The sequence below is a fragment of the Magnetococcus sp. PR-3 genome, assembly GCF_036689865.1.
Classification (GTDB): domain Bacteria; phylum Pseudomonadota; class Magnetococcia; order Magnetococcales; family Magnetococcaceae; genus Magnetococcus.
Window position 1 is genome coordinate 108,355 of the sequence record NZ_JBAHUQ010000012.1, and the last position, 13,947, is coordinate 122,301.

Consider the following 13,947-nt stretch of genomic DNA (forward strand, 5'->3'; position numbering starts at 1 on the left):
GGTGCTCTGTACCTGCTAAAAACGCGCCCCGAACCCGCATCATCGCTCTGCGCGTAAACAGGAGGCTCTCTGATGTATCCCCGATCCCCGATCAAAGCTACTTTGCCAGCGGGCAAACATGTGATCTGTCGATGTGGCCGCAGCAAACTGCAACCTCACTGTGATGGTACCCACAAAGGGAGCGGTATGATGCCTGAGGTTATTCTATTGGAAACCGAGCAACAGGTTGCGGTTTGTCGCTGCGGTAAAAGCACCAAATTTCCATTTTGTGATGGCACCCACCGAGATTTAACAGAACCCCTCTAAAAAAAAGCCAAGCCCCCTCTAAGTGAGGGGGCTTGGCTTTTTACACAAGCGCGTTGTCTATACTAAAGCTGCTTCATCATGGCGACCAGCTCTGTCCCCATCCACCCCATGCGTTGAAAAAAAGCCAGCGTCGCGCCATTATTTTGATCGACCACTAACCGCAATTGCGACAACCCCTGCGCTTTAGCCTCCTGCTCTAGCGCTTGCAATAACAGATGGCCAAGTCCTTGGTCCCGGTGGCTCTGTGCAATGACCACATCTTCAACAATACCAACTGCCCCGCCCTCCGAAGAGGAGACGATACTCTGCAAAGAGCACATCCCCACAACTTGATACTGATCTTCAATCACCAGCAAACACGCGTTCGGGGTTTGAAGTAGTAAGAGCAACCCCTGTCTCTGGGTGGGGGCATCGAATTGAAAATCAACTTCCATGGCAAACAACTGTTCAAGCAGCGTTACCAGGGCATCCAAATCCCCTCGTCTAGCATGGCGCACAATGGGTTTCATAACCACTATCCAAAAAGTTTAGCCAGGGTACCTTGCAGTTGAGCTTCCATCTCCTGCGGCCCAAGATCTTTACGTATCCAGTCCATAGCACCTGCAACCAAGCAGTCATCAACCACACTATTGCGCGGTCCTGGTACAGATGAAAGCATAATAACAATACGGTCTGAACCGGCGTTCATGACCTGATTTAGGGCATCCAATCCACTCATAGTCGGCATATGATAGTCCAGCAACATAAAGTCAGGATGGTGCTGATCGTAGAGAATGGCCGCATCACCACCGTCTTCTCCTTCGGCAACAACAATTACACCCTGCGCTTCTAAAAGGGACATCACGAGGGACCGCATATTTGCATCATCATCGACAACAACAGCTTTTAAGGGCTTGTTCATGGCATTCTCCTTTTCAGTTTGGACCCGTTACAACCCCTTAAGTTTGATCTGGGTCGACAAAAAGTGAGACCAGATTACGCCCACCATTTTTAGCCACATAAAGCGCCTGATCCGCATGATCATTTAATTCAGAAGGGGATTGAGTGGCTGGGAATGTTGCAACACCACAGGAGAATGTTTTGGTAAAAACCGCATCCCCTTCCTGATGTTCAATACGGGAGAAGGCCTCGCGCAAATCATTGAGTAGCCTCATGGCCGTATCCTGGTCGGTATCCATAAGGATTACGGCAAACTCTTCCCCCCCAAACCGACCAACAATATCGGTATTACGCAAGCGCTGTTTTAGCAAACGGGCCAAGCTCTTAATCACCCGATCCCCACAAGGGTGGCCATAGGTATCATTCACCTTTTTAAAATGATCGATATCCAACATGGCAAACGCCAGCTCGCCATGTTGCCGTCGTGCGCGTTCGACCTCCTGAATTAATCGCTCTTTGGTTGTCGTATGGTTAAACAACCCGGTCAGGCCATCCCTCACCATCATGGAACGTAATTTACGGGTGCGTTTAATCCGTGCAACCACAGAAGAGATCAGATGATCAGGCTGAATAGGCTTGGTGAGAAAATCATCGCCCCCCAGGTTCAGGGCCTCCAACTGTTTTTCCAGGTTTTTTTCACCAGATAAATAGACAATAGGAATACTTAAAAAGGCTTCCTGCTGACGAATAACCGAGGCAACTTCAAACCCATTACACTGGGGCATATAAAGGTCCATCAATACCAAGTCAGGCTGAAAAGCTTCTAAATTCTCCATCACAGTCATAGGGTCCAACACCACACAGGTTTCCATACCAGCCCCTTGAAGAATAAGGGCAAAATACTCAGCCAGGGATCTTGAATCCTCAACAATCATAATGCGGTTTCGTTGGGCATCGCTTATGGCGGTATAGGTATCCAGCAAATCCACCAAACGGTGGGTGTCTACCGGTTTTTCAAAGTAGGCAACCCCACCACTACGCACCGCCTCAAGCCGAGCCTGCATATTGTGCTCAACGGATAAAAAGATTACCGGTAAAGGTGCCTCTCTACCCATTTGTATCTGTTGCATGGCTTCGGTACCACGGCCATCAGGCAATAGAATATCCATAATGACCAGTGCGGGCTCTTTGTTTTGCATGGCAGCTTTAAAATCTGTTATATTTTCAAACAGATCAATACCAAACCCATAGTATTCCAGCTGCTTTTTTAGCTCTTTTGACAGCGCATCATCATCATCGACCAAATAGATTGAGCGGTTATTTTTTAAAGGGGTCTTCACTTCAGCCGCTTGGGAAATCAGCGAGGGTTTTTCCACCTCTAAATTTTCCTTAACCCCTTCAATGATATGTTTAAGTAGATCCAGCCCCCGCTGTACGCCCTGAATTTGAGTCTGGGCAGGTTGCTCAACGGCAGAGAGCCATGCTTTAAGCCTTTTTTCCACATGCCGGGCACGCTCTCCGACCTCTTCCAACCCAAACGAGCCTGCAGAGCCCGCCATGGTGTGCACCATACGGTGCAGCTCCACCAAGCCATCCTGGTTATGGGAATTAGCCTGAAAAGCCTGCCACGCTTGATCAATCTCTTGCCATTTTTCAGGCAGCTTCAAGGTGTAGTCTCTTCGAGAACTCTGCAGCTTCTCTAAAAAGGCCTGTTGCTTATCACTACTCATGCATCCAATCCCTTATGACACGGAGCCGTTGGCATCCCATATCTGGCGCACACGATCGGCCAGTGTCATGGGATCAAAAGGTTTGGTGATTACATCAATGGCCCCTAAAGCTTTATACTCAGCTATTTCTTGGGGTTGAACTTTGGCGGTCATAAAAATAACGGGCAGCGACTGCATTTCAGGCATGGCTTTTACCTGTTGAAGCGCGGTTGGGCCATCCATAATAGGCATCATCACATCGAGCAACAATAAATCAGGCTTAAAGTCGATCACCTGCTCAACCACAGCCTGCCCATGTTCACAGCTTTGTATGGTAAATCCCCCCATAGCTTCCAACGCCATAATGGCCACATCACGGATATCCTCATCATCTTCCGCATAAAGAATGCGTTCCAATTGTCTAGCCATCTTCAGCTTCTCCCTGGGTCGTCGTGGGCTTTATTGCTTGCCCAACCACCTGTTCAATGGTGCGAACAAGTGTATCGTTACTGGTACGGGACTTGACCAAAGCCGCGCTAATCTGTTGTGACATATCCTGCTGGAGATCTTCACCAGAAAAAACCACCACAGGAATACTCTCGGCCCCTTTTTGCAGCATAGGCAGAAGATCAGTACCTTGTCCATCGGGCAATGTCATATCCAGCAAGACCAAGTCATACTTTTTGCTAGAAAGTGCTTCTTTTGCTTCAGAAAGAGAGCCAACCCCAACCATATGGGCCAGCGGTTCCAACATCACCTCAACAACCTGCCGTAGTGCGGGATCATCCTCGACATGAAGAATGGTCACTTTTTCCCGGTTTTTATACCTAGCCTGCTCAATAGCATGCATAAGCCGCTTTTCATCAATGGGCTTATTCAGCCAGTCCACCACCTCTAAGGCACTGCCATCTAGAGCCTGATGCGCTTGATCAACCCATGCTGAGACCACAATAACCGGTAAATGCTCCCACCTGGGATCTTTCCTCAGCTCCTGAAGAAGTGAAAGACCATGTTGATCCGGCAACATAAGGTCCAAGGTTAAAGCTGAAAAAGTATGTTGAAGAAGTAGTACTTTGGCCTCAGCCGCTGTTTGTGCAACATCCACCTGATAGCCTTCGTTTGCCAACAACATGGCCAAAACACGACCAATATCACGATCATCTTCACAGACCAGAATCCGAGCCCCCGCAGAGGCTTGGTCAAGTTCTGGAGGAAGGTCAGAGACCTGATTATGTTTAGGCAACGTGAAGAAAAAAGAGGTACCTTTACCCTCTTCACTTTCAAAATTCAGCACTCCACCCATACGCTCGACAATTAACTTGCAGATCGCCAGCCCTAACCCCGTTCCACCTTGTTGCCGGGTATCGCCAGAATCCGCTTGAGAGAATTTATCAAAGATATGGGGTTTAAAAGCGTCGGGGATCCCAATACCGTGGTCCACGACCTGAATGAGCCAATTGCTCTTGTGCGAAGAAAGCATCACTTCAACTTGACCTTGAGGTGGCGAAAATTTCACAGCATTTGAGATCAAGTTTGCCATCACTTGCGCAAACCGATCACTATCAACCACCCCGATCGCTTCAGGCATATCTTCCACCAGCTTCAACTCAACCTCATGCTTCTCCCCATACCCCCGGTTGGTTTCCACAGCTTGATATATGAGAGGTGAAATGGCTTGTTGCTCCATCTTGAAGGCCATTTTACCCGCCTCCATTTTTTCCACATCCAAAATATCATTAATCAACCGAACCAACCGCTCGCAGTTACGATGCGCCACACTGATCAAGGAAGCAGCCTTCAGGGGAAGCTCTCCAGCCACCCCTCCTTTAATCAACCCTAAGGAGCCCTGAATGGAGGTTAACGGAGTACGCAGCTCATGACTGACCGTTGAGACAAACTCATTTTTCAGTTTTTCACTCCGTTTGCGTTCACGAATATCGTGCAGAATACCGGTAAAAATACGCCGGTTGGCCATGGGTACATCACTCACGGAGAGTTCAAGAGGAATAAGCTCTCCCGCTTTGGTTAACCCTTCAACTTCGCGAACCGAGCCAATAATTTTTGCATCACCTGTGGTTCTGTAGTTATGCAGATAACCATCATGACTCTCCCGATGGGGGGCAGGCATGAGCATTTTGACATTCTGCCCGATCATCTCCTCTTCGGTATAACCAAACAGCGTACTAACCGCTGCGTTTGCACTTTCAATATGTCCCATTTCATCAATGGTGATAATCGCTTCAACCGCTGTTTGAAAAATGGCCGATAATCGGGATTCGCTATCCTTTAACTGGGCTGTACGCTCTTCAACCAGCTGTTCAATACGAACATTACGACTGGTTAGCAACAACAGGAATAACCCCAGCAATGTGACGGTAAACAGGCCTGACAATAGAGTTAACTGCGGGTAGGAGCTGCTAAACAGATCCTGATAATGCTGGCTGCCCGCAAACTGGATTTTCCATGATCGCCCCCCAACGCTATAGGGGAATGACCACTGCAGCTCACTGTCGGATACCACTGTCTGGAAATTGGGTGTTTGGTAGAGCTCTTGTTGTGCTGGCTTTGCAGAAAGGTCAATCAAACGAAATTCCACCCCCTCCCTGGGCAGATCTCTGAAGCCCTTTTCCAGCATATCCCCAATCCTAAACACCCCGAGTGCAAACCCCCTTAACGTCACTTGACGTGTCTCTTCACGGGTTGGTTCTACCCCTTTTTGATAGACAGGATAGAACACCAAAAAACCTGACTGGCTGCCTTTATCCTGTACCAGTTGAATTCGAGCAGAGGCCACCATCTTTCCTGTATCCCGAGCCTTCTCTAAGGCCTGACGACGGACGGGACTAGAACCCAGGTCAAACCCTAAAGCGGTCTTATTCATTTCGTAAGGTAGTGCATAATAGACGGGATAATAAATATCAGACGTTGGTGCCTTCACCATTTTGCCCTCAGCATTCCGAGCACGAATCATAAAATCGTGCATACCCTGAACCTGGGCAGCCTCTTCATAAGCTTGACGCTCTGCATGGGGTACCTCAGGCACCCATTCCAGGGCCTGTATACCTGGGAAAGCAAGCAATGCATGGGATGTAAACGCCTTAAACTCCTGATGAGAAACATAATCAGAGCTCGCATAAAGCCGTTCAATAGCATGAACAAAATCTAAATACCCTTGAATATTCACCTCTAAAGCATGGGCCAAATGTTCAGATTGAATTTGAAACTCGAGCTTTACACGGGTTTTATCCCACTCAACAACCCGTTGATAAAGAACCACCATCAGAAGGGAAGCACACACCAAAGGGATCGCCACGGTATATCGACGCGGTTGCCAAACCTGAGCAGGTTTGCCCCAAAAACTCAAAACCACAGGGGTGACAATCAACCCACCCAAGATCTGCCCAACAGTGGCATGTAGTAGAACCATGGGCAGCTGCGCTACCTCAACAAGATCATAGCCCCACAACACCCCGACAGTTAGCGGCACCATGGCAAGGGCAGCCACACTCACAGCCCATGTAAATCGAATCAGATGATCCACCTCAATCACGGCACTATTTTTACCAACACCGCGATGCACTAAATAAGTTGCCAATAGCACTTGTAAGGTTTGCCCCAGACTGAGGGCAAACAAAAGCCCCCACATCATTGGCTGGGAGGATGAAGAAAAAATGAAACCATGAAGCAGAAGAGCCCCCGCAAGCACCGACCAACCAAGGCGATACCCAAACACCAAAAGTGCGCCAAGGCCAATACCATAGGCAGGGAAAAACAGAGGAACCCCATTAACTTCTCCTTCTAAGAAGAAGCTAAAACATCCCACAACCACATAGCTTATGATGAAAAAAAACGGCACCTTAAAAGGGTATTTATCTCTTATAGACATGGTGCTCCCTTACGGTATAAAACGAAGCCCTAAACGACTTGCATCTCTCTTAACGTCTATAACCAAACCATCATGAAATGCATTGATCTGTATTCAAACAATGGAACCTTAAAGGTAAACCCGCCACGGTTGACCACCGGCTGCCTTATGGAGCTTATCTTCTGTTCAAACCTACTCTAAGAGGATAAAGCCAAGAGGCATATACCTTTAAGGATACTTATACCGATCAGAACAGAGCACCGAACCTTCTGACCGTAAGTTTAGAGTAACAGACCGAATAAAAAATTCATCTTTGCTCTACAGAGAGTAGGCACAAAAAAATGCGGAGCCCTAAAGCCCCGCATAACATACTGTCGATCGATACGCACAGTGAAGAGGGTTAATTCACCCCTTTTTGTGCAAAGAAGGGACGGTACTGCATATCCTCCCCCTTAATATGCTCAATCAACCATGTCTGCAAGAAGGAGAGCAGGTCCAACGCCACGGTGGCAGAGCCTGCTTCAAGGTCAGCTTGCTTCTCACCCAACGAGGCAATGAGCTTGACATGCTCAGCTTTTTGTTCTTCATAGCGGTGGTAACCATGCTTTTTCATAATGCCCTCTTCTCGGGCAAAATGGGTTTTGGTAAAATCCACCAGCTTGGTTAAAATATCCCCCGCTTTTTCCCCACCCAGACCATTTTTCATGGCGTCGTGCAGCTCATTGATATAGTCCATGAGCTTCAGGTGATCTTCATTAAACTGTTTAACACCCACATCCAGGGAGTCATCCCACTCAATCATCTTATGATCATGAGATACCTGAACCATGTAGAGTTGATCGAGCTTCACAAACAGCTCGGCCCGTAGCTTACTAAAGCGGCCCATGGCTTGAACAATGGCCTCATGCGGCTGCGCTTTTTGCACCATGTCCAGAACTTCCACAGCAGACATATGCACCCGCTCATGCAAGCCACCCAGCTCCTGAAAAACAGGAAGGTTGCCATATGCTGTTTGCCCTGGCCCATAATACCAATGACCAAAAGCACACTCCCGATAACGGCTCGCTTCCGTCGGGTCAATATCCAGACGACCGCGTACCGCTTGCTCTAGCCGCCTTAACCAAGCCAAGTGTCCTTCTTTGACCATACGCACATCAAAGGTCTCACCACCACCCGTCTGGTAATTAATCTGCGAAGCCCGGAGTGCCTCGACCCCCCCTTGAACGACATCGATCAAAATGGAAAATGTGTTGACTGAACCTTCCATATAGTTTGCCAACGCATGGACTTTGGTAATTTGCTCCAGAGAAATTTCTGCTGCGGTTCCAGCAATTTCAGTTTGCGCATGGATGGCATGAATACGCTCTGCTGTTTCACGGTTACGGGTGTTAGCACCCGTTGCCGCTTCTGCCGCAGCAGAGGCTGACTCTGCAATGGATTGTGTACCATTGGCTGCTTCCAATGCTGCCCGTGCCACTTCATTAGCGGCCTCTTGCAACTCAGCAGCGTTACGTGTGACATCGTCCGAAGATCGGGTGACGGAGGAGAGCGCACTGGCAATCTCCTGCAACGCCATATTTTGCTCTTCAACCGCAACGGTGATCTCTTGGTTGGCTTGGTTAATACCACCCACCAACTCAGAGACCTCACGGGTTGCATCCCCGGCAGTGTCCGAACGTTGCTGAATAATCGCAACCTGTTCTGAGATCAACTTGGTTGCCTCAGCGGTTTGACTGGCCAGCTCTTTAACTTCATTGGCCACCACCGCAAAGCCTTTACCCGCTTCACCAGCACCTGCAGCTTCAATGGCAGCATTCAAAGCCAACATATTGGTCTGATCAGCAATGGTGTTGATCATGCCAATAAAACGACCAATCTCTCCGGCTGACTTAGAAAGCTCACCCATAACGGTCTGGGTTGATTCCGTATGCGTCGCAGCCTTTTGAGACTCCTGGCTGGCCATTTGGCAACGGCTACGCACCTCATCGAGGGTTGCCGTCATCTCTTCAACAGCCGCCGCCACATTGGCTGACGCGCCATTTACATCATGCAAACTCTCATTGACTGCTGTGAGGTTAGAGGTCATCTCTTCCGCAGCTGAGGCCATTGTTGTTACGTTATGACTGGCCTGCTCCGCTGCGGAAGCGATCGTGGTCACTTCTGCCGAGAGAGACTCGGTCGCCTGAGAGATCAGATCCATATGACCGGTAGAAACGCCGACATCATCACGAATCGTTACGATGACCTCTTCAAGCTGGGCAAACTGGACCTTTGCCGCGTCCATGGCCTGCATGCTCTGCTTGGCGTCATCATCCAGAACGGTTTTGATCTCATTGAGCTCATTCACACAAGCCGCTACCGAATCTGACTGCATCACAATACGACGTAAATTCCCGCCCATCATGCCAATCATTTGATTATAGGCATGACCAATTTGATCAGAGATACCCTGTTCACGGGTACATGACGTGATCAGATCACCGCGCCCTGCTTGCTCTAAGCGCTGCACCAAATCCTGAGCGTTCCCTGCCCCACGCCGACCCAGGAAAAAGCCCAGCACACCCGCTAGGATTACACCAAAAATAGCCACGATATAGAGCATGTCAGCCTCCTTTCCATGTGATGTTTAGGTTTTTGTATAGAACTTACAAATTGGGTCTTTTGCAGTTTCTAGAGCTATGAAATTTGAGAGACTAAGCAGAACTTGCTAGAATGAACAGGTTGTTTACTTCAGCTTACTCAGAACTCTTGTAAAAAAGGGCATTTTGAGAATCTGGAGACTTTACCCTAAGCACTTCAACAAACTCAAGATTTTTTTATGACAACGTCAGAAAACAATCCACAAGAGGATACCTATGTAACGGCGGTTCAAGCTTGCCGTCAGCTAGGTGTATCTGCAAGTACTGTGCACAACTGGGTAGACCAAGGGTTACTTAACTCCTGGCGAACAGCAGGTGGTCACCGGCGTATCTCTCAGAAATCCATTAATGAACTACTGGCCAAACGCGAATTGGCATTACAAGGGAGCCGCGCAGAAGCTTTGGATCTGCTGCTGGTAGAAGATGACCCCCACCTGATCGATTTTTTTAAGACTTTTGTAACAAGCTGGCCCTTTTCTGTAGATCTTACCATTGCACAAAATGGGTATGACGGGCTTCTGCAAGCCGGGCTAAAACGCCCAGATATGATCGTAACGGACCTAGCCATGCCAGAAATGGATGGTTTTGCCATGATCCGTGCCATTCTGAAGACCGAAGAGCTTCAAGGGGTTCACATTGTTGTGATCACAGGACTAGACGAAAAAGTGATAGAAGAACACGGTGGAATTCCTGAAGGAATTCCCCTTTTCATCAAACCAGCCCCCTATGGCCAACTGCTTGAACTTGCGACCCACATTATTCAAACCCGCAGCGCGACACCGACCACTGGTTTGCCATCATGAGCACCCCAAGTACCCTGCCTAAAATCTTAATTGTTGATGACAAGCCCGCCAACCTCATGGCTCTCAGGCAGCTCCTAAAAAAAGTGGATGCTGAGCTCATTGAAGCCGAATCCGGTAATCAAGCGCTGGGGCTGATGCTCGAGCATGATCTGGCATTGATGTTGTTGGATGTCGACATGCCTGGCATGGATGGGTTTGAAGTGAGCCGTATGGCCAGCGGTTTGGACCGCACCAGCAGTGTGCCGATCATTTTGATCACAGCGGCTTATAAAGATAATTTTCATCGGGTCAAAGGGTATCAGGCTGGGGCGATTGACTATATTGAAAAGCCCATTGATGATCAAATTTTGAACGCCAAAGTTGATCTTTTTTTAAACTTATACAATGCCCGTGTTGAGTCTGAACAACTCCGGGAAGCCCTGGCTGAAAATCAGGAACGCCTGGAGTTAGCTCTGGATGGCGCCAACGAAGGGTTGTGGGACTGGGATCTCATAAATGACGAGGTCTACTATAGCCCACGATGGGCAACCATGCTGGGGTATGAGATTGATGAACTATCCATGACCCCCCAAACATGGCAAGATCTGCTACACCCAGATGATCTTCACCCCACCCAAGAACGTCTTAACCGTCACTTGGCAGGGGAGACCGAGCTTTACGAAGCTGAGTTCCGCATGCAGACCAAACAGGGCGATTGGTCCTGGGTTTTAGCACGGGGTAAGGTTGTCGCCCGAACCTTTAGCGGTGAACCTCTTAGAGTGGTGGGCACGCATCAGGATATTAGCCAACGCAAACAACTGGAAGCAGATCTGTTAGAGGCCAAAGAGGAGGCGGAGCGCGCCAACCTGGCCAAAAGCAGCTTTTTGGCAACCATGAGCCATGAAATACGTACCCCGATGAATACCATCTTAGGTATGGGGGAAATTCTTCTGGGCAGTAAAAACTTAAGCACCAAAGAGCGTCGCTTCCTAAACATTTCACAACGCGCTGGCGACACACTTCTGGCACTGATTAACGATATTTTGGACCTCTCTAAAATCGAAGCCGGGCAGTTACGGCTAGAACGCTTTATCTTTGACCCCAGCGCTGAGCTTGAGAGCGTTGTGGGTATGATGCGCCAAGCGGCCAATGACAAAGGGCTACAGCTGTTCTGCATAATCAACCAAAGCTTTCCTGCTTATGTCCATGGGGACGGTCAACGGCTTCGACAAATTTTGCTTAATTTACTGAGTAATGCACTTAAGTTCACCCAGCATGGCAGTATTACTGTTCATGCAGCCTACTTGGATTCAGGTCTCTTACAATTCACGGTTTCAGACAGCGGGATCGGCATGGAGCCCGATGTCTTAAAAAAAATCTTCAGCCCTTTTATCCAAGCGGAAAGCTCAACAACCCGACGCTTTGGGGGAACAGGCCTGGGATTAAGCATCTGTAGCCAACTGGTTGAGCGTATGGGGGGTAAAATATCCGTGCTCAGCCAACCGGGCCAAGGCAGTCAATTTACCTTTACAGTCAGCATGCCCATTGCAGAGGAAGAGAGTCTCTCTGACCAACAGACCGCAACCCAACAAAACGAAGCCCAGCTTAAACGGTCCAAGCAGCCTTTGCGGATTTTACTGGTGGATGACATGGAGGATAACCGCCTCCTGATCAAAGCGTTCCTGGAACAGACGCCCCACCAGATCGTTGAAGCAGAAGATGGCGTACAAGCGGTTGAGAAGTCACAGTACAGTCAGTTTGATCTAATCTTGATGGATGGCATGATGCCAAACATGGATGGATTAGAGGCCACACGCCGCATTCGTAAGCGAGAAGAGTCCCAGCATGAACCTCCTACAACTATTGTCGCTCTAACGGCCAATGCCATGCAGCAGGATGTAAACAACAGCCTGGAAGCAGGCAGCGACTATCACCTCTCCAAGCCCATTCGACGCGCCTACTTACTTCAATTGCTGGATCGTATTGCCGCCCATCACCCGCCAGCCCCAACAGATGAAGAGAACCTCCAGACAGAAGCCCCCCCTACAGAGGTTCATGTGGCAACACTGGATGCCATGACCCTTAATGTCTTAAAAAGTGAGACAGGATCGGGCTATCGTCAATCCATTTTACGCTTTTATCACAAATTACCGGCACGGCTTGATAGACTGTTTTCTACCGTACAGAGTGGTAACTACGATGACATGGTTATGGAGGCCCATACCTTAAAGGGCGCCACCGCAACCTTTGGGGCGCACGCGCTCTCTAATCTCTGTGCTGAGCTTGAAGCCATGGCCAGACAGCAGCAACCTTTGGTTGAGATCCAAACCTGCTGTCAGAAGTTGCAAGTCGCCTTAAAGACCATACAAGAACGGTTAGCTGAAGAGGGTTTTCAGGCTCTGTAGGTTATCCATCAGGCCGGCCAGCAACTTCCTTATCCCTTTAAACCTGTCCAAGGGATGTTGAGGAGACCCTATGTCTAACCAATCACCTCCCCACTCATGGGGTGTCACCCGTCGCCGTTTTATGCAAGGTTCTGCCGCACTGGCAGGAACTAGCCTTATGGGTGCCCCCGCCGTTCATGCCTCAAAGCCCACTCTGCGTGTTATGGGCACCCACGTGACCTTAAGAGAAGCCATCCGTAAACAGGCCGAAGCTGATTTGGGCTTTTCCATTCAGTTCCAACCTGGCGGCAGTGCTCGGGTGCAACAACGGGCCTCATCACGGCCAGACAGCTTTGATATTTATGAGCAGTGGTCTAACAGTATGAATATCCTCTGGCGTGCCGAGGCTATTCAACCCATCGACACCAAAAAACTTCGCTATTGGGGGGAGGTTAACGACCTGACCAAAACAGGACGTTTAACCGCTGAATCCAAGGTAGGTTTGGGGGATGCCCCCTACAAACTGCTCCATGTACAACCGGATAACAGTTTGGGATCCACCCCCACCCAAATGATCAGTTTTCTACCCTATGTACATAATGTCGATGCCTTTGGGTACGATACCCGAGAGATCCCCCGTGGCGTGGCCTATGAGACCGAAAGCTGGGGCTGGCTGTTGGATGAACGCTGGCATGGTCGGGTTGCCATCGTCAATGAACCCACCATTGGTATTTTTGATTTGGCGCTGGCTGCAGAAGCCCAGGGGATGATGAGCTTTAAGGATATGGGGAACATGACAGAGGCGGAGGTTGATCAGTTATTCAACATCCTCATCACCTTGAAACGCCGTGGACACTTCAGTGGATTTTGGAACTCTGTACCTGAGTCTGCAGAGATGATTGCCTCGAAGCAAGCTGTCATTGCCAGTATGTTCTCTCCTGCGGTGGCGGCACTGAATGAACAGTCTATACCTGCCATCTACTCAGCCCCCCGGGAAGGGTACCGAGCGTGGCATGGTGTCATGTGCCTCTCCTCCCAAACCCAGGGTCGGGTTCAAGATATGGCCTATGAGTTTATGAACTGGTGGTTATCCGGTTGGCCAGGCGCTTTTGTGGCACGACAAGGGTATTACATATCCAACCCTGAACGTGCCCGCCCCCATTTAACACCGGCAGAGTGGGATTATTGGTATGAGGGTAAGCCTGCTATAGAAGACCTACCCGGACCGGATGGTAATATATCTGTCCGTAAAGGTTCTGTGCGCAATGGCGGTTCCTACTGGCGTCGTTTTAGTAACGTCGCGGTATGGAACACCGTTATGGATACCTATGAGTACAGCTTGCCCCGCTGGCATGAATTTCTTTTATCTTAAGTAACCGTGTT

At 49.2% G+C, this 13,947-nt stretch carries 10 protein-coding genes; 4 read left to right on the forward strand and 6 right to left on the reverse strand.

Annotated elements, in window-relative coordinates; all coding sequences use genetic code 11:
* The first annotated feature begins 72 nt into the window (after positions 1-72).
* The gene (locus V5T57_RS08775; protein WP_332890822.1) at positions 73-306 is read left to right on the forward strand and encodes a CDGSH iron-sulfur domain-containing protein; all 234 of its coding nucleotides are present in this window, start codon (positions 73-75) and stop codon (positions 304-306) included.
* Positions 307-368: 62 nt separating this feature from the next.
* On the opposite strand, the gene V5T57_RS08780 is transcribed toward V5T57_RS08775, so the two are convergent.
* From V5T57_RS08780 to V5T57_RS08805, 6 genes are all read right to left on the reverse strand, one after another.
* Entirely contained in the window at positions 369-815 is a 447-nt protein-coding gene (locus tag V5T57_RS08780) for a GNAT family N-acetyltransferase (protein ID WP_332890823.1), read from the reverse strand.
* Between the two features lie 5 nt (positions 816-820).
* On the reverse strand, positions 821-1,207 hold the full coding sequence (locus tag V5T57_RS08785) for a response regulator transcription factor (RefSeq protein WP_332890824.1): 387 nt from the start codon (positions 1,205-1,207) through the stop codon (positions 821-823).
* Positions 1,208-1,244: 37 nt separating this feature from the next.
* Positions 1,245-2,915, reverse strand: coding sequence for a GGDEF domain-containing response regulator (locus tag V5T57_RS08790; protein WP_332890825.1), 1,671 nt, complete (start codon positions 2,913-2,915; stop codon positions 1,245-1,247).
* A 12-nt stretch (positions 2,916-2,927) separates the two neighbouring features.
* Positions 2,928-3,323 (reverse strand): response regulator, encoded by a 396-nt coding sequence (locus tag V5T57_RS08795; protein ID WP_332890826.1) that lies wholly within the window; start codon positions 3,321-3,323, stop codon positions 2,928-2,930.
* On the reverse strand, positions 3,316-6,528 hold the full coding sequence (locus tag V5T57_RS08800) for a CHASE domain-containing protein (protein WP_332890827.1): 3,213 nt from the start codon (positions 6,526-6,528) through the stop codon (positions 3,316-3,318). Before V5T57_RS08800 ends, V5T57_RS08795 begins: the two co-directional genes overlap by 8 nt.
* Before the next feature lie 631 nt (positions 6,529-7,159).
* A complete protein-coding gene (locus V5T57_RS08805) occupies positions 7,160-9,361 on the reverse strand; it encodes a bacteriohemerythrin (protein WP_332890828.1) in 2,202 nt (733 codons plus the stop codon).
* Positions 9,362-9,577: 216 nt separating this feature from the next.
* On the opposite strand from V5T57_RS08805, the gene V5T57_RS08810 reads away from it, so the two are divergent.
* The 3 genes from V5T57_RS08810 to V5T57_RS08820 all read left to right on the forward strand — a co-directional run bounded on the left by V5T57_RS08810 (position 9,578) and on the right by V5T57_RS08820 (position 13,936).
* The gene (locus V5T57_RS08810) at positions 9,578-10,201 is read left to right on the forward strand and encodes a response regulator (RefSeq protein ID WP_332890829.1); all 624 of its coding nucleotides are present in this window, start codon (positions 9,578-9,580) and stop codon (positions 10,199-10,201) included.
* A complete protein-coding gene (locus tag V5T57_RS08815) occupies positions 10,198-12,585 on the forward strand; it encodes a hybrid sensor histidine kinase/response regulator (RefSeq protein ID WP_332890830.1) in 2,388 nt (795 codons plus the stop codon). The genes V5T57_RS08810 and V5T57_RS08815 overlap by 4 nt, the downstream gene beginning before the upstream one ends.
* A gap of 70 nt (positions 12,586-12,655) precedes the next feature.
* Positions 12,656-13,936 (forward strand): ABC transporter substrate-binding protein, encoded by a 1,281-nt coding sequence (locus tag V5T57_RS08820; RefSeq protein ID WP_332890831.1) that lies wholly within the window; start codon positions 12,656-12,658, stop codon positions 13,934-13,936.
* Positions 13,937-13,947 lie beyond the last annotated feature (11 nt).